Annotated in this window: 20 protein-coding genes; 4 read left to right on the top strand and 16 right to left on the bottom strand. The window is 60.4% G+C overall.

The genetic code is table 11. The annotated features are described in order from the left end of the window. The first annotated feature begins 5 nt into the window (after positions 1–5). Entirely contained in the window at positions 6–1,487 is a 1,482-nt protein-coding gene (locus RV1423_RS01750; RefSeq protein ID WP_034292410.1) for an efflux transporter outer membrane subunit, read from the top strand. Between the two features lie 30 nt (positions 1,488–1,517). On the opposite strand, the gene RV1423_RS01745 is transcribed toward RV1423_RS01750, so the two are convergent. The 10 genes from RV1423_RS01745 to RV1423_RS01700 form a co-directional block, all read right to left on the bottom strand. Next, positions 1,518–1,751 (bottom strand): hypothetical protein, encoded by a 234-nt coding sequence (locus RV1423_RS01745; RefSeq protein ID WP_155834999.1) that lies wholly within the window; start codon positions 1,749–1,751, stop codon positions 1,518–1,520. Between the two features lie 260 nt (positions 1,752–2,011). Continuing rightward, positions 2,012–2,710 (bottom strand): aquaporin Z, encoded by a 699-nt coding sequence (aqpZ, locus tag RV1423_RS01740; RefSeq protein ID WP_034292406.1) that lies wholly within the window; start codon positions 2,708–2,710, stop codon positions 2,012–2,014. A 278-nt stretch (positions 2,711–2,988) separates the two neighbouring features. Further along, positions 2,989–3,783 carry a thymidylate synthase gene (locus RV1423_RS01735; protein WP_034292404.1) on the bottom strand — a complete coding sequence of 265 codons (795 nt, stop codon included), beginning with the start codon at positions 3,781–3,783 and terminating at the stop codon, positions 2,989–2,991. A 205-nt stretch (positions 3,784–3,988) separates the two neighbouring features. Beyond that, the gene (locus RV1423_RS01730) at positions 3,989–4,921 is read right to left on the bottom strand and encodes a 3-keto-5-aminohexanoate cleavage protein (RefSeq protein WP_034292403.1); all 933 of its coding nucleotides are present in this window, start codon (positions 4,919–4,921) and stop codon (positions 3,989–3,991) included. A gap of 178 nt (positions 4,922–5,099) precedes the next feature. After that, complete coding sequence (locus RV1423_RS01725; RefSeq protein ID WP_034292402.1) at positions 5,100–5,372, bottom strand: hypothetical protein; 273 nt, start codon at positions 5,370–5,372, stop codon at positions 5,100–5,102. A 73-nt stretch (positions 5,373–5,445) separates the two neighbouring features. Beyond that, the gene (locus RV1423_RS01720; protein WP_034292401.1) at positions 5,446–6,378 is read right to left on the bottom strand and encodes a 3-hydroxyacyl-CoA dehydrogenase; all 933 of its coding nucleotides are present in this window, start codon (positions 6,376–6,378) and stop codon (positions 5,446–5,448) included. Between the two features lie 24 nt (positions 6,379–6,402). After that, entirely contained in the window at positions 6,403–7,185 is a 783-nt protein-coding gene (locus RV1423_RS01715) for an SDR family oxidoreductase (protein WP_034292400.1), read from the bottom strand. Positions 7,186–7,211: 26 nt separating this feature from the next. Further along, positions 7,212–9,734, bottom strand: coding sequence for a branched-chain amino acid ABC transporter ATP-binding protein/permease (locus tag RV1423_RS01710; RefSeq protein WP_034292398.1), 2,523 nt, complete (start codon positions 9,732–9,734; stop codon positions 7,212–7,214). A gap of 8 nt (positions 9,735–9,742) precedes the next feature. Beyond that, positions 9,743–10,618: a branched-chain amino acid ABC transporter permease gene (locus RV1423_RS01705; RefSeq protein ID WP_034292396.1), complete on the bottom strand. Its 876-nt coding sequence runs from the start codon at positions 10,616–10,618 to the stop codon at positions 9,743–9,745. 158 nt (positions 10,619–10,776) lie between these two features. After that, a complete protein-coding gene (locus RV1423_RS01700) occupies positions 10,777–12,051 on the bottom strand; it encodes an ABC transporter substrate-binding protein (protein WP_034292395.1) in 1,275 nt (424 codons plus the stop codon). A 462-nt stretch (positions 12,052–12,513) separates the two neighbouring features. On the opposite strand from RV1423_RS01700, the gene RV1423_RS01695 reads away from it, so the two are divergent. Continuing rightward, positions 12,514–13,221: a GntR family transcriptional regulator gene (locus RV1423_RS01695; protein WP_051516412.1), complete on the top strand. Its 708-nt coding sequence runs from the start codon at positions 12,514–12,516 to the stop codon at positions 13,219–13,221. Here RV1423_RS01695 and RV1423_RS01690 read toward each other — a convergent pair. Beyond that, a complete protein-coding gene (locus RV1423_RS01690) occupies positions 13,172–13,417 on the bottom strand; it encodes a hypothetical protein (RefSeq protein ID WP_155834998.1) in 246 nt (81 codons plus the stop codon). The genes RV1423_RS01695 and RV1423_RS01690 overlap by 50 nt on opposite strands. A 311-nt stretch (positions 13,418–13,728) precedes the next feature. Between RV1423_RS01690 and RV1423_RS01685 the strand changes: the two genes are divergently transcribed. Then, complete coding sequence (locus tag RV1423_RS01685) at positions 13,729–14,928, top strand: serine hydrolase (protein ID WP_034292392.1); 1,200 nt, start codon at positions 13,729–13,731, stop codon at positions 14,926–14,928. A gap of 96 nt (positions 14,929–15,024) precedes the next feature. Next, positions 15,025–15,669: a DedA family protein gene (locus RV1423_RS01680; RefSeq protein WP_034292390.1), complete on the top strand. Its 645-nt coding sequence runs from the start codon at positions 15,025–15,027 to the stop codon at positions 15,667–15,669. 83 nt (positions 15,670–15,752) lie between these two features. Here the strand turns inward: RV1423_RS01680 and RV1423_RS01675 are convergent, their stop codons facing one another. From RV1423_RS01675 to RV1423_RS01650, 5 genes are all read right to left on the bottom strand, one after another. After that, the gene (locus tag RV1423_RS01675) at positions 15,753–16,817 is read right to left on the bottom strand and encodes an asparaginase (RefSeq protein WP_034292388.1); all 1,065 of its coding nucleotides are present in this window, start codon (positions 16,815–16,817) and stop codon (positions 15,753–15,755) included. 359 nt (positions 16,818–17,176) lie between these two features. Continuing rightward, positions 17,177–18,217, bottom strand: a complete 1,041-nt coding sequence (locus RV1423_RS01665; RefSeq protein ID WP_034292384.1) for a GGDEF domain-containing protein — start codon at positions 18,215–18,217, stop codon at positions 17,177–17,179. Between the two features lie 566 nt (positions 18,218–18,783). Next, positions 18,784–19,683: a lipid A hydroxylase LpxO gene (gene lpxO / locus RV1423_RS01660; RefSeq protein ID WP_034292382.1), complete on the bottom strand. Its 900-nt coding sequence runs from the start codon at positions 19,681–19,683 to the stop codon at positions 18,784–18,786. Positions 19,684–19,934: 251 nt separating this feature from the next. Further along, positions 19,935–21,242 (bottom strand): D-amino acid dehydrogenase, encoded by a 1,308-nt coding sequence (locus tag RV1423_RS01655; RefSeq protein WP_034292380.1) that lies wholly within the window; start codon positions 21,240–21,242, stop codon positions 19,935–19,937. Between the two features lie 245 nt (positions 21,243–21,487). Beyond that, the gene (locus tag RV1423_RS01650; protein ID WP_034292378.1) at positions 21,488–21,934 is read right to left on the bottom strand and encodes a hypothetical protein; all 447 of its coding nucleotides are present in this window, start codon (positions 21,932–21,934) and stop codon (positions 21,488–21,490) included. Between the last annotated feature and the right edge of the window lie 2 nt (positions 21,935–21,936).

The raw sequence follows: 21,936 nt of genomic DNA, 5'->3' as shown, positions 1-21,936 counted from the left end.
TTTTCATGATCTTCCGTTTCGACCACTTATCGACGAAACCGGCTGCAACGGCTGTCCTGGCCCTGTTGCTGGCCGGCTGCGCCACGCAGGTCGAGGTCGAACCGGTACAGAAGGTCGACGTTCCCCGGCAATGGAGCGATCCCGCCGCATCGCAGCCTGCGGCAGCGGGCGCCGACAGTGCCGGACAACTCGATGCCGATTGGTGGAAGCAATTCGGCAGCCCGGAACTGAGCACGCTGGTCGGCGAAGGCCAGAAAAACAATTTTGAAATCGCCGCCGCCGTCTCGCGTGTGCATCAGGCCGAAGCCAATGCCCGCATCGCCGGCGCGCCGCTACTGCCGGACGTGGACATTGCCAGCAGCGCCAACCGTGCGTTGCCGCTGAGCGGAGGCGTGCCGACCACGACCGCCAGCGGCATGCTGGAAATCAACTACGAAATCGACTTCTGGGGCAAGAACAGGGCCGGCCTGGCAGCGGCGGAAGCGTCGCTGCGCGCCAACCTGTACGACCGCGAAACCGTGGCGCTGACCGTCACCAGCGGCATCGTCTCGACCTTCCTGCAAGTGCTGTCGCTGCGCGACCGCCTGGAAATCGCGAAACAGAACGTCGGCAATGCCCAGCGCGTGCTGAAGCTGGTCGAGGCGCAAAGCCGTGCGGGCGCCGCCTCGCCGCTCGATCTGGCGCGCCAGCGTTCGGCGCTGGCCAACCAGCAGGCGGCATTGCCCGACCTGATGCAGCAGGAACGAGATGCGCAGACCGCCCTAGCGATCCTGCTGGGCCGCCCGCCGCAAAATTTCAGCGTCCATGAAAAAGGACTCGCGGCCATCCAGATGCCCAAGATTGCCGCTGGCCTGCCGTCCGAACTGCTGACGCGCCGTCCCGACATCCGCCGCGCCGAAGCGCGCCTGGCGGAAGCCAATGCCAATGTCGCGGTGGCGCGCGCCGCCTTGTTCCCGAGCATTCGTCTGACCGGCTCAACGGGCGCGCAGAGCAATGCCTTGCTGTCGCTGTTCGACGGTCCCAATCTGCTGGCCAATCTGGGGGCGTCGCTGACGGCGCCGATCTTCGACGCCGGCCGCCTGAGCAGCCAGCGCGACCTGGCGATTGCACAGAAACAGGAACTGGTGCAGGTCTATCGTTCGGCGGTGGTGAGCGCCTTGTCGGAGGTGGAAAAATCGCTCGGCGCGATTCGCAGTCTGGAAGAACGCTATCGCCTGAAGAACCAGGAAGTCGACCAGGCGCGTTTTGCGTTCGAATTGTCGGAAATCCGCTACCGTAGCGGCGCGGAAGATCTGATGGTGGTGCTGGATACGCAGCGCATCCTGTCGGAAGCGCAAAATCAGTTGGGGCAGATCAAGCTGCAACGGTTGCAGGCCACGGTGTCGCTGTACAAGGCGCTGGGCGGCGGCTGGCAGGATGACGTGCGCTACGGCAATCCGGCCGCCGACTCCGGCGGCACGCCGCAAAAGGTCAACGGCGCTTCGTAGCCGCCGGCCGGACCATCTCGCTATCCGGATTCAGAGCAGGATGAAGATCGTCGCAGGACCGACTTCCACGTCCTGCATGCCGCGTTGAAACTGCTCGTTGCGCTCATTGCGCGACAGCGCCAGCGGATACAACACCCCGAACCCGACGACCGCCACCACGGTTGCGGCGAACAGCGCCTCCCATTGCGACGAGAACGGCAACGCCAAAACCAGCAGGGCGATGAGCGAGGTCAGTTGCGCAATTCGTTTTGCAGAGCTATGCATTGCCGACTCCTTGGTCATTAGAACGCGTCTCACGTCTGTTGATGGAGCGAGTTCCAGTTAAAGGCAATATAGAAGGGATGGCGGCTAAAGGGAAATAACAAATACGACTTAGCTAAGCATTATTTCGACCGAGCGGGCTTGCAAAGATGATGTGTCGTGTCACCGCCACGCAGGAAACGATGGGAAACGGGCAGAAAAACAGAAGGGGGGATGTCGGGGAAGGAGAGAAGCCCCGATGGAAGCGGCTTCTCCCCGAATGCTTATTTCTCGTCGGTAATCAGCGGGTACACAACACCGGCGACAATCGCGCCGACAATCGGCGCGACCCAGAACAACCACAGTTGCTGCAAGGCCCAGCCGCCCACGAACAGCGCCGGCGCGGTCGAACGAGCCGGATTCACCGAGGTGTTGGTGACCGGGATTGAAATCAGATGGATCAGGGTGAGTGCAAGACCGATGGCGATGGGGGCGAAGCCTGCCGGTGCGCGTTTGTCGGTGGCGCCCAGGATCACGATCAGGAAAACAAACGTCAGGACGGTTTCGCAGACCAGCGCCGCGCTCAACGCATAGTGACCGGGAGAGTGGTCGCCGTAACCGTTTGCGGCGAAGCCTCCGGCAACCAGGTCGAAGCCCGGCTTGCCGCTGGCAATGCAGGCGAGGACGGCGCTGGCGATGACTGCGCCGAGGAGCTGGGCGACGACGTAGGGAATGATTTCCTTCACGGGGAAGCGGCGTGCCGTTGCCAGGCCGATGGTCACGGCCGGATTGAAGTGTCCGCCGGAAATATGGCCAAGCGCGAAGGCGCCGGTCAGGACCGTCAGACCGAAGGCCAGTGCCACGCCCGCAAATCCGATGCCCAACTCGGGAAAACCTGCGGCAAGCACGGCGCTTCCCGTGCCGCCCAATACCAGCCAAAAAGTGCCGAGAGCTTCTGCTGCCAATTTTTTAGAGAGGTTCATATTTGTTCCCTGTCAATTTGAAATTTGAGATGACTTGCCGGGCCTGCCGGCGCGGTTTCGTGAGCTTATTCCAGTTCAGCGGGAAAGGCCATGCCTGCCCCTGAAGAGGCAGGAAATGTCAGGTAATGACAATAATCTGGTTGAATTTATTGAAGGTGATGTTGGTAAAAATTAACATCACTGCAACCGGAACGACATACGCGCGAGGCTGCGGAGCGGGAGAAGGCAAGAAGATGCAAGCCTCATTCATCCATATTGTGACTGAGGCTTGCCGATGATTACACTGCGACGGGCGCCTTGATGTGGGCTTGCGCTTCGTAGTCGACAATATCGAAATCTTCGAATTGGTAATCGAAGATGGTTTCGGGTTTGCGCTTGATGACCAGCTTCGGCAACGGGCCCGGTGTGCGCGAGAGTTGTTCCTGCACCTGTTCCATGTGGTTGGAGTACAGGTGGCAATCGCCGCCGGTCCAGACGAAGTCGCCGACATCGAGGCCGGTCTGTTGCGCCACCATGTGCGTCAGCAATGCGTAGGAGGCAATGTTGAACGGCACGCCGAGGAAGATGTCGGCGCTGCGCTGGTACAACTGGCAGGACAGCTTGCCGTCGGCCACATAGAACTGGAAGAAGGCATGGCAAGGCGGCAGCTTCATTTGCGGAATGTCGGCGACGTTCCAGGCCGACACGATGAGGCGGCGCGAGTCGGGGTTGTTCTTGATCTGGCTGACGACTTGCGCAATCTGGTCGATGTGCTGGCCATTGGGCGCCGGCCAGGAGCGCCATTGGTAGCCGTAGATCGGTCCCAGGTTGCCTTCCGGATCGGCCCATTCGTCCCAGATCTTGACGCCGTTGTCTTTCAGATAAGCAATGTTGGTCGACCCGGCCAGGAACCAGATCAGTTCATGCACGATGGACTTGATGTGCAGCTTCTTGGTGGTCAGCAGCGGAAAGCCGTCCTGCAGGTTGAAGCGCATCTGGTAGCCGAAGACGGAGCGGGTGCCGGTGCCGGTTCGGTCGGTCTTTTCGGTGCCATGGTCGTGGACATGGCGCATGAAATCAAGGTATTGGCGCATGGTGTCTGGTGCGGATGGAATGAGGGGGATTGTAACTGATTTGAGGAAAGGAGCCCGGATTGAAGAGACGCGCAGGGAGGGACGGAAAGTAAAAAAAACGGCACTCACGATGTGTGCAGTGCCGTCGGAGACTAGAACGCATCTCACGCTTATTTATGAAATGAGTTCTATATGAAAATTTTATTTTTTAAATGGACGAGGGCAATCAGAACGCGACGTTATTGCCGCCCTTGAGCTTGAGCATCTGACGCGCGTCGTCAGGCGTCGCCACTTCCAGCGACAGGGCTTCGATCACGGTGCGGATGCGCCGGACTTGCGCGGCATTGCTTTCGGCCAGTTTGCCCGGGCCGTCCCACAGTGAATCTTCCAGGCCGACGCGTGTGTGGCCGCCGATTGCCGCCGACATGGTGGCGATAGGAATCTGGCCGCGTCCGGCGCCCAGCACTGACCAGAAGTAGTCGTCGCCGAACAGGCGGTCGGCGGTGCGCTTCATGTGCATGACGTCTTCGACGTCGTTGCCGATGCCGCCGCGCAGGCCGAACACCGACTGGATCAGGAACGGCGGCTTGATCAGGCCGCGGTCGATGAAGTGGGCGGCGGTGTAGAGGTGGCCGATGTCGTAGCACTCGATTTCAAAACGGGTCTGGTTGGCGCTGCACGATTCGAGGATGTAGGCGATGTCCTTGAAGGTGTTGCGGAAGATGCGGTCGTCGGATTCGGCGAGGTAGGGCTTTTCCCAGTCGTATTTGAAATCCTTGAAACGGTTCAGCATTTCATACAGGCCGAAGTTCATCGAGCCCATGTTGAGCGAGGCGACTTCGGGCTTCAGTTGCAGCGCCGGTTGCAGGCGTTCTTCCACGCCCATGGTCGGCGCGCCGCCGGTGGTGAGGTTGATGACGACGTTGGATTTGGCCTTGATCTGGGGCAGGAATTTGCGGAATTCGTCGGGGTCTTGCGTCGGTTTGCCGTTGTGCGGGTCGCGGGCGTGCAGGTGGACGATGGCGGCGCCGGCTTCCGCGGCTCCCAGCGCGGCGTCGCGGATTTCGTCCGGCGTCACCGGCAGGTACGGCGACATCGAGGGGGTGTGGATGGCGCCGGTGACGGCGCAGGTGATGATGACTTTTTTGGATTTACTCATGGGGTTCTCCTGGTGATTGTTGGTTTGTGGTGCTTGTCCGTTGCTGCTTGTCTGTTGCCGCCGCCGTCCTGACGAAAGTCAGGACCCAGCGGCGTTCGTTGTTCCGCCTAGTTGTTCGCATGTAACCGATTCTGTTTTTTCTTCGATCAAGCTTTGCCGGGGGCGGCCCGGCAGCCGCTCACTTTTCTTGCTCCGCCAAGAAAAGTAAGCAAAAGAAGGCGGCTGCGGGACCTAGCCCCTTACGGGGTCCCCAGCGCTGCGAAGCAAAAAATGGGAAGGAAAAAAACTCGCTTCGCTCAGACAGTTTTTCCTTCTTTTTCCATTTTTCGCATCGCATCACCGGCTTGCTCCAAGCGGAACTTCTTGCCCGGCTCGCTTCGCTTTGCCCTGGGGGGCTCGTCTTCGGCATCGCGATTTCAAGCGGCTGAGATGCTGCAAATTTCATTTCCATTTTTAACTCCGTCGTCCCAGCGAACGCTGGGACCCAGCGTCGTTACAGTCGTCGGTATTGCCGTCACTTCCACTTACGTCGCTTGCTTCCGCTTATGCGCAACCAAGCCCATCAAGCGGTTGTCGCGCCAGCGCGAGCGCTCTTCGAGTTGGTCGGCGCGCAGCACCTTGCGCCGTTCGTCTTCGATCTGCTTGAGCGTTTCGGCATTCCACTCGTTCGGCAATTGCGTCTTCGCCACGTCGCGGTAAGTGTGTCCATAGCGTTTCGCATAATCGATCACGCCTTCCGGGGCATTGAGGTCGATCGTCTCGAACGGACCCATGAAGGACCAGCGCAGGCCCAGGCCGTCTTTCAGCACCTTGTCCAGATCTTCCGATGAGGCATAGCCGTTTTCATAGAGATTCAGCGCTTCGTTGAGTACGGCGCCCTGGATGCGGTTGAGCAGGAAGCCGGTGATTTCCTTCTTCAGCAGCACGGGCGACTGGCCGGCGCGGGTGTAGATGTCGTGCGCGCGCTTCACTGTTTCGGCAGACGTCCACGGCGCGGGCGCGAGTTCGACCAGCGGCACCAGGTAGGGCGGATTCACCGGGTGCGCAACCAGGATGCGGCCGCGGCCGGGGAGATGCTCCGAGAATTCCGAAGTCGGAATCCACGAGGTCGAACTGGTGAGGAGGGTGTCGGGCGCGGCCAGCCTGTCCATCTCGGCGAAGATCTGGCGTTTGACTTCGACGGTTTCCTTGACGTTTTCCTGCACCAGCGCGGCGCCCTTCAACGCTTCGGCCAGGCTGTCGACCGGCGTGATGCGCGCCAGTACGACGTCCGGCGTTTCTGTGATCAGACCATGTCTGGCGAGGTCGCTGATGTTGTCGTGCAGGAGTTTCTGGCAGGCGTTCAGTGCCGCCGGGACAGCGTCGTAGATGGCGACGCTGCAGCCGGCGCGGGCGAACACGATGGCCCAGGCGCGGCCGATCAGTCCGGCGCCGATGACGGCGATTTTTTCGTTCATGGGGTGTCTCCTTGATGGGGCTCGTCAGCCGAGATGTTCGACATTACCGCAGACCGACAAACTTTGCCCGCTGATGGCCGATCCGGCCGGCGAACAGATGTAGATGATCTGGTTGGCGATGTCTTGCGCGGTGACCATCTTGCGCATCGATACCTTGGACAGCAGGCGCTCGCGCATCTCTTCGTGGCCGATGCCGTAGGATGCCGCCTTGGCCGCGATCACGCGTTCCTGGCGTTCGCCGGCGACGATGCCGGGCAGGATGGCGTTGACGCGGATGTTGGACGGACCGAGTTCCATCGCCCAGCTTTCGGTCAGGCCGATGACGCCGAATTTGGAGGCGGAGTAGGGCGTGCGCAGCGGGAAGCCGAGACGTCCCGCCACGGACGAGATGTTGACGATGGAGCCGCCGCCGGCTTTCTTGATCAGCGGCACCGCGCGGCGCGTGCACAGGAAGGGGCCGGTCAGGTTGACGGCGATGGTCTGGTCCCAGGCGGACAGTTCGGTCTCTTCGACCCTGGCGGTGGGACCGGCGATGCCGGCGTTGTTCACCAGTACATCGAGCGCGCCCCAGCGTTGCGCGAGTTCGGCAAACATGGCGTCGACCTGGGCTTCGTCGGCGACGTCGGTCTTGCTGTAGCTGACCGGCGCATCGGCGAACTGCGTGCGGGCGTTGTTGAGAAAGTCGTCGTTGACGTCGCAGATGTGAACCTGCGCGCCGGCTTCCACGAACGATGCCGTGATGGCCAGGCCGATGCCTTGTGCGCCTGCGGTGACGACGACGCGCTGATCTTTCAAATTGGTGTTCATGTGTTTTCCTTGTTGCTTGTAAAAAATCAGAGCCAGAGAATCTGTTTGCGATAAGTCAGGTCGGTCAGCAGCGGTTCGGCCGGGCCGGTGTGGAACACCGCGCCGCGTTCCAGCGCAAACACGCGGTCGGCCAGCGCCAGCACCAGGTCGAGGTTGTGTTCGACGATGACGATGGAGACTTCGCGGCGCAACTGGTCGAAGACCGTGAACAGTTCCTGCACGACGGCGGGCGCGAGTCCTTCGAACGGTTCGTCCAGCAACAGCAGCTTGACGTTGCCGGACAGCGCCCGCGCCACCGCCACCATCTGCTGCTCGCCGCCCGAAAGGAAATCGGCGTGGGTGTGCAGGCGTTCTTTCAGGCGCGGGAAGTAGTGCAGGATTTTTTCCTCGCTCCAGGAGATGCCGTTCGAGCTGTCGGTCTTGCGCGCCAGACGTCCGAGCGATAGATTCTCGGCCACAGTCATTCCCGCGAACAGGCCGCGCCCCTGCGGCACGTAGCCGATGCCGAGGCGGGCGATGTCGGGCGCGCTGAGGCCGGCGATGTCGCTGCCGTTGTAGCGGATTGATCCCGAGGCCGGTCTGAGCAGGCCGGTCAGCGTTTTCAGCAAGGTCGACTTCCCCGCGCCGTTGCGGCCGAGCAGCGCAACGATTTCGCCTTCGCGCACTTCCAGCGTGGCGTCGTTGAGGATGTGGCTCTTGCCGTAGAAGGCGTTGACCTTGTCGAAGGCCAGCAGTTGCGCACGTTCCTGCGCGTCGCCGGCGACGCGTCCGGTGACCGGCGGCGTGCCGCTGCCGGTGTAGATTTCCTGCACGCGGCGGTCGGCGCGCGCCTCATCGGGCGTACCCGACATCAGCACGCTGCCCTGGTTCATCACCGTGACCTGGTGCGAGAAGCCGAGCACGCGATCGATGTCGTGTTCGACGATCAGCACCGGGATGTTGTCGGCAATGATTTTCACGAGTCGCGACACGCGCTCGCGCTCGGCGGCGGCAAGACCGGCCAGCGGTTCATCCATCAGCAGCACATGCGGCTTGGAACCGAGCGCGATGCCGAGGTCGACCAGGCGCTGGCCGCCGTAGGACAGTGCGCCGCCTTCGATGTCGTCGATGCCCTTGAGGCCGAGGAAGCGCATCAGCTCATCGGTTTCGGCGTGGATGTCGGGATAGCTGTCGATGTCCTTCCACATGTTGAAGCGCGAGGCGTGGCGCGCTTGCAGCGACAATCGCAGGTTTTCGTAAATCGTCAGACCCTTGAACAGGTTGGTGATCTGGAACGAACGCGCCAGGCCGCGCTGGCAGATCTGCCCCGGCGTCAGGCCCTGGATTTCTTCGCCGTTCAGTTTTACCGTGCCGTGATTGGGGATGAACATGCCGGAAATCAGGTTGAAGGTGGTCGTCTTGCCCGCCCCGTTGGGACCGATCAGCGCGTGGATCTCTCCGGCATGCAGATTGATCTGCGCGCTCTTGACCGCCTGGATACCGCCGAAGCGGATATCGATGTCCTTGACCTCCAGCACCAATCCATCCTGCCGTGGTGGTTGCAGGAAAGCAGGCAAAGGCAGGCCGTCGACGATCTGGCGCTGGCTCATCGCCGCGCCGACCTCGGCTGGCGGACGCAGCCGGCGCTTGACCTGCTGCCAGATGCCGACCAGGCCGGTCGGCGAGAACAGGATGAAACCGACGAAGGCGAGACCGAACCACAACAGCCAGTTCTCGGTCCAGATCGACAGGCATTCGCGGAACAGGATGTAGAACAACGCGCCCAGCGCCGGCCCGAGGAAGCTGCGCATGCCACCGATCACCACCATCGCCAGCAGCTCGCCGGAGAACGCGACCGAGGTCGGCTCGGCCGATGCGAAGCGATGGTGGAAGGCCAGCAGCGCACCCGCCAGACCGGTGACGCCGGCCGACACGATGAACATGATCAGCTTGTAGACGATGGTGCTGTAACCCTGGAAGCGGGCGCGCTGCTCGTTCTCGCGGATCGCCACGATAGTGTGGCCGAACGGCGAGCGGATCACGCGTTGCAGCACGAACAGCACGATCCACGCAATCACGCTGACGAATACCAGGAAGGGAATCGACTGATCGAGATCAATGCCGGCCACGACAGGCCGCACGACATTGCCGAGCCCGGATTCGCCTCCGGTGAAATCGGTCCAGCGGAATGCGATCGCAAACGTCAGCGCCGACAAGGCCAGCGTCAGCAGCGAGAAATACACGCCGCGCCGGCGCAGGATGAGGAAGCCGACAATCGCCGCCGCGGCAGCGATGAAGACGATCGTGAACAGCATCGGCGCGACGATCTGGCCGGGGAACCAGTATTTCTGCGACAAGGCTGCGGCATAGGCGCCGACGCCGAACCATGCGCCGTGGCCGAACGAAGTCAGGCCGGTGTAGCCGACCAGCAGGTTCAGGCCCATCGCGGCGATGGCGTAGATGACGACGTCGGTGGACGAGGTGGTGGTCAGACCCAGCAGTTGCAGCAGGAAGGGAACGACGATCAGCGCCAGCGCGCCGACCCACAGGGATTGGTATTTATTGAACATGGCCGCTCTCATTCAAAACGTTCGATGCGCTCGCCGAGCAGGCCGCGCGGACGGAAAATCAGGACCAGCAGCATCAGCAGATACATCGACGCTTCGCCGGCCGGCGCATAGAACTGGATCGTGACGCCGCGCACCACGCCCACCAGCAGCGCCGCCAGCACCACGCCCCAGAAGCTGCCGAGACCGCCGATCACCACCACGACGAAGGCGGCGGTCATGATTTCCGCGCCCATGGCCGGATGCACGCCCGAGATCGGTGCGAACAACACGCCGGCCAATGCCGCCAGACCGACGCCGAGCATCACGATGGCCGTCATGTACGGTTGCAGCTTGATGCCGAGCACCGCCACCATGTCGGGCTTTTGCACGCCGGCGCGCACCACGCGGCCGAACGAGGTCTTGTTGAGCAGCATCCAGATCAGCGTCAGCGCGACGATGACCGCGACCAGCATCAGCAGGCGGTATTTGGAATACATGAAGTCGCCGACGATGACCTGGCCCTTGAACGCAGGCGGGATCGATGCCGGCAGCGGCGAGGCGCCCCAGAAGATGCGGATGACCTGTTCCGCCACCATCGCCAGCCCGAAGGTCAGCAGCAGGCCGAGGATAGGATCGGCCGAATAGAATTTGCGCAGCAGGAAGCGCTCGAACAGGATGCCGATCAGCGCCACCAGCAGGGGCGAAATGATCAGCGCGCCGGTGAATCCGAGGTACTTGGTGATTTCCACCGCGAGATAGGCGCCGATGGCGTAGAAGGCGCCGTGCGCCAGATTGACCACGCCGCCCAGACTGAAAATCAGCGACAGCCCGAGGGCGATCAGCAGGTAGTACCCGCCAACCAGCAGGCCGTTGAGGATTTGTTCCAACAGGAAAACGATTTGCATTGCTGCTCCGGAGTGGAGGACAGGAAAAAACGGAGATGCTCGATCATTCGCCGTCGTCCCAGCGAACGCTGGGACCCAGTGTCGTTACACCGACGGATGACGACCGAAACGACGCTGGGCTCCAGCGTTCGCTGGAGCGACAGAGACGGCGGGAACGTTCAGGTAAAGGTGCAGGCGTTCTCTTGCATCGTCGGCGCAAGAATTTCCAGCGACTCGTTCGGTCCCGGCACCGATGCGCCCAGCAGCATGAAGTCCCACTTGTCCTTGATCTGCGCCTTGGGTTTGGGCGTGACCGTGTACATCTCTTGCAGCAACTGGTGATCCCAGGCGCGGTAAGTCCCCTTGCGCGCCTTCAGCGCATCGATGGGCGCCCCCTTTTCGAAGTATTCGATCAGCTTGGCGGTATCGAGCGACTTGGTTTCGGTAATGGCTTGCACGATCGAGCGGAAGGCGACGTACTCGCCCCAGGCCTGGTTCTCGGGCGGCTTGCCGTATTTCTTCATGAAGGCGGCCACAAAGGCCTTGGCCGACGGCGCGTTGACATCGTGATGCCAGGTGGTCGGCCAGGTGCCGGCGAAACTGTCGGCGCCGGCGCCCCAGGCCACGGCAGTGTCGAAGCCGAAACCGGCGATCGGGAAGGGCAGGCCGAATTCCGAATACTGCTTGATGAAGTTGGTGATCTGGTTGCCGGCCAGGTTGGAGATGACCAGGTCCGGTTTGGCCTGGCGGATTTTCAGCAGGTATGGGCTGAAGTCGGTGGCGTCGGTCGGCACCAGTTCGTCGTTGGCGATCGTGCCGCCGTTGGCCGAGACGAAGGACTTGGCGGCGCGCAGCAGATCGTGGCCGAAGGCGTAGTCGGCCGAGAGCGCATACAGCTTCTTGCCCTTGATCAGGTTGTCGCGCAGCAGCGAACGGCCGCATGCCTTGACATAGGTCGAGTTGGCGGCTTCGATGTGGAACATGTGCTTGTTGCAGCTCTTGCCGCGCAACTCGTCGGAGTTGCAGCCGGTGTTCATGAACAGCTTCTTGTTGCGCTGCGCGACCTGGGCGATGCCGAGCGCCGAGGCGGACGAGATTTCGCCGATCAGCACCGCGGCGCCGTCGCGCTCAAGCAGGCGCTGCGCCTTGGACGAGGCCGTCGGCGGGTTGACCGAGTCTTCCGAGATCAGGGTGAGCTGGCGGCCGAGCAGGCCGCCGGCTTTGTTCTGTTCTTCCACTGCCAGCGTGATGCTCATGACGGCGTATTCGCCGAGCGGACCGAGGAACCCGGTGCGCGGGGTCAGGTGGCCGATGATGATTTTGTCCGACTGCGCCTTGACGATGGCGGGGAAGCCGAGCGCCGATGTTGCCGCTACGGCGGTGCCTGCTTTCAGAATCGTGCGGCGGGCAGGCGACAGGATCTTGCTGCGAACTTTGCTATGGTCTTGCTCCATGGTGCAAACCTCCTTATGGTCCGGCGCGAGCCGGGTTGTCTCGATGAAAAGCCGGGCCCGGCAATCGACTGCGGACTGCCGGAACGGCCTGTTTTCTTATTGAGCGCCGGTTGCAAAGAGGAAAAAACGAAGCCGTCGCTGCCATCAGCCCGGTCCGTTTTTGCCTTGAATTTTTGCAACAACCTCTTTTTTATGTCATTTATTTGACATGTGATCAAATGTATTCGATAGAATTAGGACGTGTCAACCGGCTATGCAGCACAAACGGATGAGTTCACGGCGTCGTGCCCGGCCGTGAAAAAGTGCGTCCGGCAGGGATGCAAAAATGCCGCAAATCGCAGTGCGGCGCTGCATTGAGCGGGAAGGGCGGAACATCGCGACTGCTATAATCCGCGACAATTTTGACAACAATCGCATTTCATCGGCACGGATGAAATGGTTTCAAGTGAGAAGCCGGGGACCATGGAACATACGATACTTGCGGACCTTTCGCAGATGCGCAAAATCACGCACGCCACACTGTCGCAACGCGTGTATGAAGATTTGCGCGAACTGCTGCTGGCAGGCCAGGTGCGGCCCGGGCAAAAGCTCACGCTCAAGAGCTTGTCGGAGGCGCTGGGCACCAGTCCGATGCCGGTGCGCGAAGCGATCCGCCAGTTGGCTGCCGAAGGTGCGCTGGAAATCCTGCCCAACCGCGCCGTGCGGGTACCGCTGATGACCAAGGACAAGTTCCGCGAGCTGCTCAAGATCCGCCTCGCGCTGGAAGGACTCGCGGTCGAGCATGCGGCGCAGAACATCACGCCGGCGGGACTCAAGGAAGTGGCCGACCTGCACGACACCTTGTGCGTCGAGATGCACCGCAAGAAACCCAGCGTCGACCTGATCATCCGCCTCAACAAGCAACTGCACTTCGCCGCCTACGAAGGATCGGGCATGCCGACGCTGGTGGGCCTGATCGAAAGCCTGTGGCTGCAGGTCGGTCCGGTCATCAATCTCGACTTGCGCGCCGGTTCGCGGCGTCTGTCGGAAGCGCCGGCGCTGGTGCATCACGCCGCCTTGCTCAAGGGCTTGCAGGACAAGTCGCCGGAGCAGGCGCGCGCCGGCTTGTCGGGCGATCTGCTCAGCGCCGCGCAGATGATCCTGGCCGGTGATGGCCTGCCGGACGCGTAGCACTGGCCGCACGCGTCGGACTGCGATAGAAGATGCTGGCCAGCAGCAGGCTCAGCAACGGAATTGCGGCGGCCAGCATCTCGAGGATGCCGGTGTCTCGTTCGAGCATTTCCAGGCGGACCTGATAGCACATCGCGAACGCCATCAGCAGACACAGGAATACGGCGCACAATCCTCCCATCAATCGTAGTCGCATGATGTTCTCCTCAGCCCCACAGGATAGCGACGGGCGCGATCGCCAACGCCGCGAGCACGATGCTCACGGCGCCGAAACCGGTATAAATGATCAGATCGAATTTGTTCATGGCTGCCTTCCTGAAATGTGTCGATACGTTGAAGCCTGCTCTGGATATCGGCCGGGGAATGGAAAGACTTGTGCGTTTCCGGCGTAAAGAAAGGTAAGTTTGCGTTGCCGTATGTGGTCCGAGTCCGTGTGCCGGCTGCATCCGCCGCAGCGAATACGGATAAAATGCCGGCACCCATATCGCCGGTAAAAAAGGATTTTTCATGCCCGTTCTGCATTCCGCTTCTCGTCAGCTACTGGCGTCCGCGTTGCTCTGGTGCGTTTGTCAGCTCGGCATGGCGCAGACCGCTGCGCCGGTTGCCATGGTGTCGCTCGATCAGACGCTGACGCCCTATCTGATTCAATACAAGTTGCCGGCGCTGGCCGCCGCCGTGGTCCAGAACGGCCGCATCGTCGGCGCCGGCGCGGTCGGCACGCGCAAGGTCGGCTCGGGTATTCCGGTCACCGTCAATGACCGCTTCCATATCGGTTCCGACACCAAGGCGTTCACGGCCACGCTGGCCGGCATCCTGGTCGATCGCGGCGCGATGGCGTGGACCACGACCGTCGGCGAGGTTTTCCCGGAGCTGGCGCCAAAGATGGACCCGGGTTTCCGCAGCATCACCATCCGCGAATTGCTCTCGCATACCTCCGGCATCCCGGCCGACAATGCCGAGTTCATGGACGTGCTGGCCAAGTCGGTATTCGAGGAAGGCAATCTCGACGACCTGCGCTACTGGGCCGTGCAGCAATGGATGAGCAAGCCCTTGCAGGCGCAGCCGGGTCAGCGCTTCGCCTATTCCAACATGGGCTATACCATCGCCGGCGCGATGATCGAGCGGGTCGCCAGGAAGAGCTGGGAAGAGTTGATCAATGAATGGATCTTCGACCCGATGGAATTGAAGACCGCCGGCCTCGGTTCGCAGGCGCAGATCGGCAGGGTCGACGCCGCGCTCGGCCATGTGATGGTGGGAGAGGACACGGCCAAAGCCTTCATGGCCGGTCCCGGCGACGACAATCCGCAGATCATCGGACCGGCCGGGCTGGCGCATATGTCGGTGCTGGATTTTGCGCGCTGGGCCGGCTGGAATGCCGGCGAGGGAAAACGGGGTCCGGATTTGCTCAAGCCCGGGACGCTGAAGCTGCTGCATGCCGCCGTCATCGACATGCCGTCGGTGCAGAACCCGGCGCCCGGCACGCCTGCGGCCGGCAAGTATGCGTTGGGCTGGGTGGTAGTGAAGATGGATTGGGCGCCGCAGCCACTGGTCTTCCACGGCGGCTCCAACCAGAAGAACCTGGCGCACATCTGGTTCAGCGCGGAAAAGGACTTTGCCATGGTGGTGGTGACCAACATCGCCAGTTCCGGCGCCAACGATGCCTTGTTCGCCGTGGCTGAAAAACTCTATAAACAGTTCGCGCCGTGACGATGTGAACCGGATTCCGCCGGGCGCGGACGCGCATCTTGATACAATGCGCGTTCTTTTCTGTTCGCGCATTTTTCAACTTCCCGGCGGGTGCTCATGGATTTTCTTTTGTTTCTGGTCGATTTCGTCGTCCACATCGATCGTCATTTGGCCGAGCTGGCCGCGGCGTACGGCCCGTGGTTGTTCCTGATCCTGTTCCTGATCGTCTTCGCCGAGACCGGCCTGGTGGTGACGCCCATCCTGCCGGGCGACTCGCTGTTGTTCGTGACCGGGGCCATGGCGGCGACCGGCGCCATCGATATCCATTTGATCGTGCTGACGCTGATCGCCGCCGCCATCCTCGGCGACAGCGTCAACTACCAGATCGGCAAGTCCATCGGGCTGAAGCTGTTCGACAAGCCCGATTCGCGTTTCTTCAAGCGCGAGTACCTGGACAAGACCCATGCCTTCTATGAGCGCCACGGCGGCAAGACCGTGATCATCGCGCGTTTCGCGCCCATCGTGCGCACCTTCGCGCCGTTTGTCGCCGGCGTGGGCGCCATGACGTATCCGCGGTTCTTGGCCTTCAACGTGATCGGCGGCATCCTGTGGGTGGCCAGTTTTTCCTATGCCGGTTACTTCTTCGGCAATCTTCCCGTCGTGAAGCAGAATCTCAGTCTGCTGATCCTCGCCATCGTGGTGCTGTCGTTCATGCCGGGCGTGATCGGTTACCTGAAGCAACGCAAGGGGCGGAAAGGCTGACGTCGACCCCAAACAAAAAGCCGTTCATTCGAACGGCTTTCTTTTCGGACATGTCTCCCGTGCAGGGATGATCCGGCAACGGTTCAGTATTTCCACAAGATTTCTTGTATGGTCTGCCTGTCGTTGGTCCTGGTCAAGGCAAGCGCGGTCAGGATGCGCGCTTGCTGGGCGCTCTGGTCGCCGGCGACCAGCCAGTCGAAGCGGTCGTCGGGCTGCTCGCCGTCGCGGATGATCACGCCGTTGCCGGTGCGCGATGCACGCACCACCTGTATGCCTTTGCTGCGGATTTCCTGCAACACCGGGATGATCTGTTCGGCGACGCTGCCGTTGCCGGTGCCGTTGTGGATGATGGCTTTGGCGCCGGCATTGGCCACGGCTTGATAGGCGACAGGATTCGCATTGCCGTAGTTGTAGACGATATCGACGCGCGGCAGGCTGGTCAGTTTGTCGATATCGAATTCGGTTGCGGTCGTATGCGGACGCGTCGGCTGACGATAGAACAATACCCTGTCTTCGACGACGAGTCCCAGCGGGCCATAAGGCGAACGCATCGTGTTGACCTTGAGCGAGTCGCTCATCGTAACGTCGCGGCCGGAATAAATTTCATCGTTCATCACGACCAGTGTGCCTTTACCGACGGCTTCCTTGCTGGATGCCACCAAAACGGCTTCGTACAGGTTGAGCGCACCGTCGGTGCCCAGCGCCGTGGCGGGCCGCATGGCGCCGACCAGAACCACGGGTTTGTCGCTTTTCAATGTGAGGTTGAGGAAGTAGGCGGTTTCTTCCAGCGTGTCGACGCCATGCGTAATGACAATGCCGTCCACGTCGCGCTGTTTGAGCAGCTCGGAAATGCGCTTGCCCAGTTTGAGCAGGCGTTCGTCATTGAAATTCTCGCTGGGGACCTGGAAAATCTGCTCCCCTTTCACGTGGGCCACCGCGTTGATCTCGGGAACCGCGGCGATCAACCTGTCGACGGGAACGACGGCGGATTGATAAGCAGGGGAGCGAATGCTTGATGTGCTGGCTCCGGCGATGGTGCCGCCCGTGGCGACGATGACGATGTTGGCTTTTTGCTCCGCGTGGAGTAAGGACATGGCGCCCAACAGGATCAACAGGCCGCCGATTTGCTTGAGTTTCTTGTGTTGCATACGAAGCTCCTTTACAAGAAATGTCTGAATACATCCATTCAGCATGACAAGGCGCAGCGACTTGAGATACTTTCAAAAGGAAAGCAGCCTGGCTCCGGCAATGTAAGCAAACTTATCATCGGATCGAACTCGCATTTTTGAAGTGTCGAAAAGACCATAAAAAATGGCGGAATTCGTCAATATCGACGTCGGCATTGCGTCGTCGGACATGTTGCAATTGGTCAAGGCCCGATCAAGCTTATCGGGCGTTTCTGGCCACGGGAGAGCGTCAGGGAAGTACTGTGCCTTCAAAGCATGGTTGCACGGGGCGATGCGGCACGCAGATGGTCTTGGCCTGTATAACAAAAAGGACTGGAAATTCAGAAGAATTCGACAATATCGTTGGTCGATATTTCATTGCTCAGTACGCCCGAGGTCACCAGTTCATCGTAGAAGCAGATGCGGTTGCGGCCGTTTTTCTTGGCGTGATACAACGCCTGGTCGGCGTGGCCCAGGATGACCACCGGCGTTTCCTGCGAAATGCCGACGAAGCCGAGGCTGACGGTGACCTTGCCGACCTGCGGGAAGTCGTATTCCTGTACATGCTGGCGGAAGCGGTCGAAAATCTTGCTGGCGTCGGCCAGCGTGGTGGAGCGCAGCAGGATCACGAATTCTTCGCCGCCGAAGCGGAAGATGCGGTCATGCGAACGGAATGAGGTGCGCAAGATGTTGGCCACCAGAATCAGCACTTCGTCGCCGTACAGATGGCCGTACTGATCGTTGACCTGCTTGAAATGGTCGATGTCGACCACGGCCAGCCAGTGCGCTTTGCTGTCGCCGGCATGGCGGCGTTCGTCGTTGTCCAGCGAATGCGCTTCGTGCGGCGCGAGGGCGAAGGCATGGCGCGAGAATTGTTCGTCGAAGGTCTTGCGGTTGAAGAGACCTGTCAGCGCATCGCGTTCGCTATAGTCGAGCAGGCTTTGATAGTTGCAGTAAATGCCGAAGATGCCGTCGATCAGCTCCAGCGTTGCGGTGTCGTAAGGGTGCGGATGACGTATCTCGAGACAGGTGTTGATCTTGCCGTGCAACCACACCGGCAGCCATAGTACATGCCAGCCGTCGGCGGCGATTTCGTAATGCTCGTTCTTGTGCTGCCGCATGCATTCCATGATCGATGGATAGCGGGCGATAGGTTCCTTGGGATCGTCTTCGGTGTGTTCGGCGATGGTGCTCAGGTGCTCGTCGTTGAGGAACATCTTTTCCTGCACGAACATTTCTTCGCGCAGAGAAAAAATTTCCAGCACGCGAATCTGCCTGACCTGGGCCAGTTCATGCAACGCCAGGATGACGGAGCCGGCAAGGCGCGAATTTTCACGCTGCGCTGTGATATCTACCAGGTTCTTTAGAAGCTGTTTCATCATCCGGATGTCGACTCCTGCTTGAGCACATTATTCTATGTTTGGTGGGTACTCTAAGAACCTGCTCACGCTTGCGCCGCGTTGCTCGCGAGATCGCCAGCAGGTTTTGATAGGCTTACCATTCATAGAATGCGTAAGAACTTTACGCAAGAATCAAGCCATGAATCAAGCCGTCAATCTCGGGATTTTACACGCAGCTTCGACGAACAGCTATTGCGTTGACATGAAATCAAAAGGAATAATTCGGTTTCATTTCCGAGCGGAAATTTTTCATCAGTTTTGCTTGCATTGTTCGCACTATATTGGCGTCGCGTGAAAATTTTCGTCGTTTTCCCCATGCCGTAAATACATTGCCGTAGTGGAATTCGATGCGACGTGGAAGTCGACGCGGGCCTCGCTTTTTTGACGATGTCGTCTTAAAAATGGTGCGTCCCGCAGCGGTGCATCGCGGTCCCGGTGCGCTGAAATGCCGCTCGTCTTTTCATGAAACGCCGACGCGATGTTGCAGAGGAGGAAGGGAATGCCGCAGCGCAAACTCGTGCGAACTTGCGCCGGGAGAAAGAGGGAATTTACAGGTAGATGATCGCCAGCGCGACGGCGGCGATCAGGGCGAACTTGGTGGCGCGATAGACGTTGCGATTCCACTTTTTGAACTTGCGGCGGTATTGGCCGGCGAGCCAGACGAAACGGAACAGCTTGTTGATGCGGCCGGTCTGGTCGCCGGTTTCATTGGGCGAACTGGCGGCGGTCATCATGGTCTTGCCGAGCCATCTGTTGATGGCTTGCGCCCAGCGATAACGCAATGGACGCTCGACGTCGCAGAACAGGATGATACGGTTCGTGTCGGCACCGTTTTGCGCCCAGTGAATGAAGGTCTCGTCGAACACCACGCTCTTGCCGTCGCGCCAACTGTAGCGTTGGCCGTCGACTTCGATGAAGCAGCGGTCGTCGTTGGGCGTCACCAGGCCCAGGTGATAGCGCAACGAACCGGCATAAGGATCGCGATGCGGATTGAGCGTGCCGCCGGGCGCCAGCTCCGCGAACATGGCGGCCTTGACGCAGGGAATCTTGCGCAGGATTTCCACCGTCTTGGGGCAGAACTGCTCGGCCGACGGATGGCTGGCGTCGTACCATTTCAGGTAAAAACGCTTCCAGCCGGCCTTGAAGAAGGAGTTGAAACCGGCATCGTCATTCTTTTCCGCGGCCTTGATCTTGGAAATGTTTTGCAGGTTTACCGCCTCGGCCTTGATGGTTTCCCAGTTGTCGTCGAGCAGGTGCAGGTTCTGGAAGTCGTCGACCGCGGGATACGGCACTGCCGGCACGCGCGAGAAGGCGTACATGAATACATTGATCGGGGCCATGATCGAGGAGTGGTCGAAGAATTGCCGGAAAAACGGCAGTCTCACCTTTCCGCGGAAATGGATGAAAAAGATGGAAAAAAGATAAATGCCGACAACAACCCACTTCATTGCAATGTCCTCATGATGACGGCCGCGGCGAGCGGCAGTCCGATATGGATAAGCACCCCGCGCGCAATATCAGTGCGACGGATGCGTGATGATCTGGAAATCCGGCAGATGTGCCGAGATGGATGAGGCTGATTCTACACCAAGCCGATTTGAGGGGCTTTGCGGTGGATCAGTGAAAAAATGTAAAAAATAAGGGCCAAAACCTCGCCAGGGGGAGGGCGAGGTTCGGGCTATAAGGAGGGAAATGCCGGTTATGCCGGCTGGGCAGCCAGCTTGCGCGGCGTTTTGCGCGGCAGGCCGGTGAAGCCGAAGTCGATTTCCGGTTGGCGGCCGGCAATGATTTCGGCAATCGCGCGGCCCGAGCCGCAACCCATGGTCCAGCCGAGCGTGCCGTGGCCGGTATTGAGGTACAAGTTGCTGAACTTGGTCTTGCCGACGTACGGGATGTTGGACGGCGTCAACGGACGCAGGCCGGTCCAGTACACCGGATTGTCGTAGTCGCAGCCGTCCGGGAACAGTTCGCGGGTGCGGCGCGTAATCGCCTCGCAGCGCGTGTTGTTCAGTTCGCGGGTGTAGCCGTTCAGTTCGCAGGTGCCGGCCACGCGCAGGCGATCGCCCAGGCGCGAAACCACCAGCTTGTAGCCGTCGTCGGTCAGCGAGACGGTCGGCGCCGCATCCGGGTTGGTGACCTTGTAGGTCGCCGAATAGCCCTTGCCCGGATACAGCAGCAGGTTGATGCCCAGCGGACGCAGCAGCGGTTCGGAGAAGCTGCCCATGGCGACCACGAAGGCGTCGGCACGCAAGATCTTGTGACGGCCTGCGCCGTCGATGACTTCGACGCCGGTGATTTTTGCGGCGGCACCCGTGCCTTCGGTCAGCAGGCGGGTGATGGTGGAGTTGAACTGGAAGTCGACGCCAGCGTCTTCAGCCTTTTGCGCCAGGCCGGTGGTGAGCTTGTAGACGTCGCCCGATTCATCGGTGGCGGTGAAGTCGCCGCCGACGATCTTGTCGCGGATGCTGGCCAGGGCCGGTTCGATTCTGATTACTTCTTCGGCGCTGATCGAATCGCGCGGGCAACCGAGGTCGCGCATCAGTTTGGCGGCCGGCAGCGAGAGTTCGAATTCCTTCTCTTCCGTATAGAAGTGCAGGATGCCCTTGGTCAGGTGGTCGTACTGGATGCCGGTTTCGGCGCGCAGGGCCACCAGCGTCTGGCGGCTGTATTCGCACAGCGCGACGATCTGGCGGATGTTGGCGTCGGTGCGCGCAGGCGTGCATTCGCGCAGGAAGTTCACGGCCCATTTCCATTGCAGCCATTCGGGACGGAAGCGGTACAGCAGCGGCGCATCTTCCTTGCCCAGCCACTTCAGGACCTTGAGCGGAGCGGAGGGGTTGGCCCACGGTTCGGCGTGCGACACCGAAATCTGGCAGCCGTTGGCGAAACTGGTCTCCTGGGCGGCGCCGGGCTGGCGGTCGATGACGGTGACGTCATGCCCCTCACGCTTCAAAAACCACGCGGACGCGGTGCCGATGATGCCTGCTCCCAATACGATGACTTTCATCACATTCTCCTTGTTCAATGATGGGAGTGACGCAAAACCGACCAGGCGTTGTTGCGTTTCCTTGCCGTACAACCGTACCGTCTTCGTCGGCGCATCGGGCCAGGACAACTTTGCGTCACTCTTGGATGGGTGAAATTGTAAGAAGTAATCGATTTTTTAGGTAAGCAATCAATGTGCCTGAATTTCTATTTTTTAATGAATAAGCGAGTGATGTGTTTAAAAAACAAAATATTCTTATTTAAGACTTAATATTTTGCATTTTCAAATTTTGCCATTTCTTCCGCCAGCGCCTGCGCGACGGTTTCAGCCAGCGCCTGTTCCAGGCTGGCGCGCACGCGGGTCTTGAGAATGTCGGCCATGTTGTCCAGCACAACCGCCAAATGGTCTTGGAGATGCCGGTCCAGGACATTGTCGACCTGGCCGAGCAACTGCTGCATGACGTTTTCCTGAATGTCCTGGCGAATGTGCAGGAGTTGCTCGGCAGTCGGGACTGGCGCGCCCACGGGCTGCGGCGGACTGACCGGGACCGGCAGCGGCTCGGCGCCGTAAGTCGGTTGGTATTGCGGCTGGAACGGTTGCGCAGGTTCGGCCTGGTAATGCTGGTGATAGTCCGGCGTCGGCGTTTCCGCAGCGGCAGGCGTAGCGATGACTTCAGTCAGGAGGGGAATGCTGTGGTCGGTGGACTGGCTCATGG

The organism is Herbaspirillum sp. RV1423, assembly GCF_000577615.1.
Classification (GTDB): domain Bacteria; phylum Pseudomonadota; class Gammaproteobacteria; order Burkholderiales; family Burkholderiaceae_D; genus Herbaspirillum.
The sequence above is the reverse complement of the archived record's forward strand: the minus strand, read 5'-3'. Positions and strand labels throughout refer to the sequence as shown.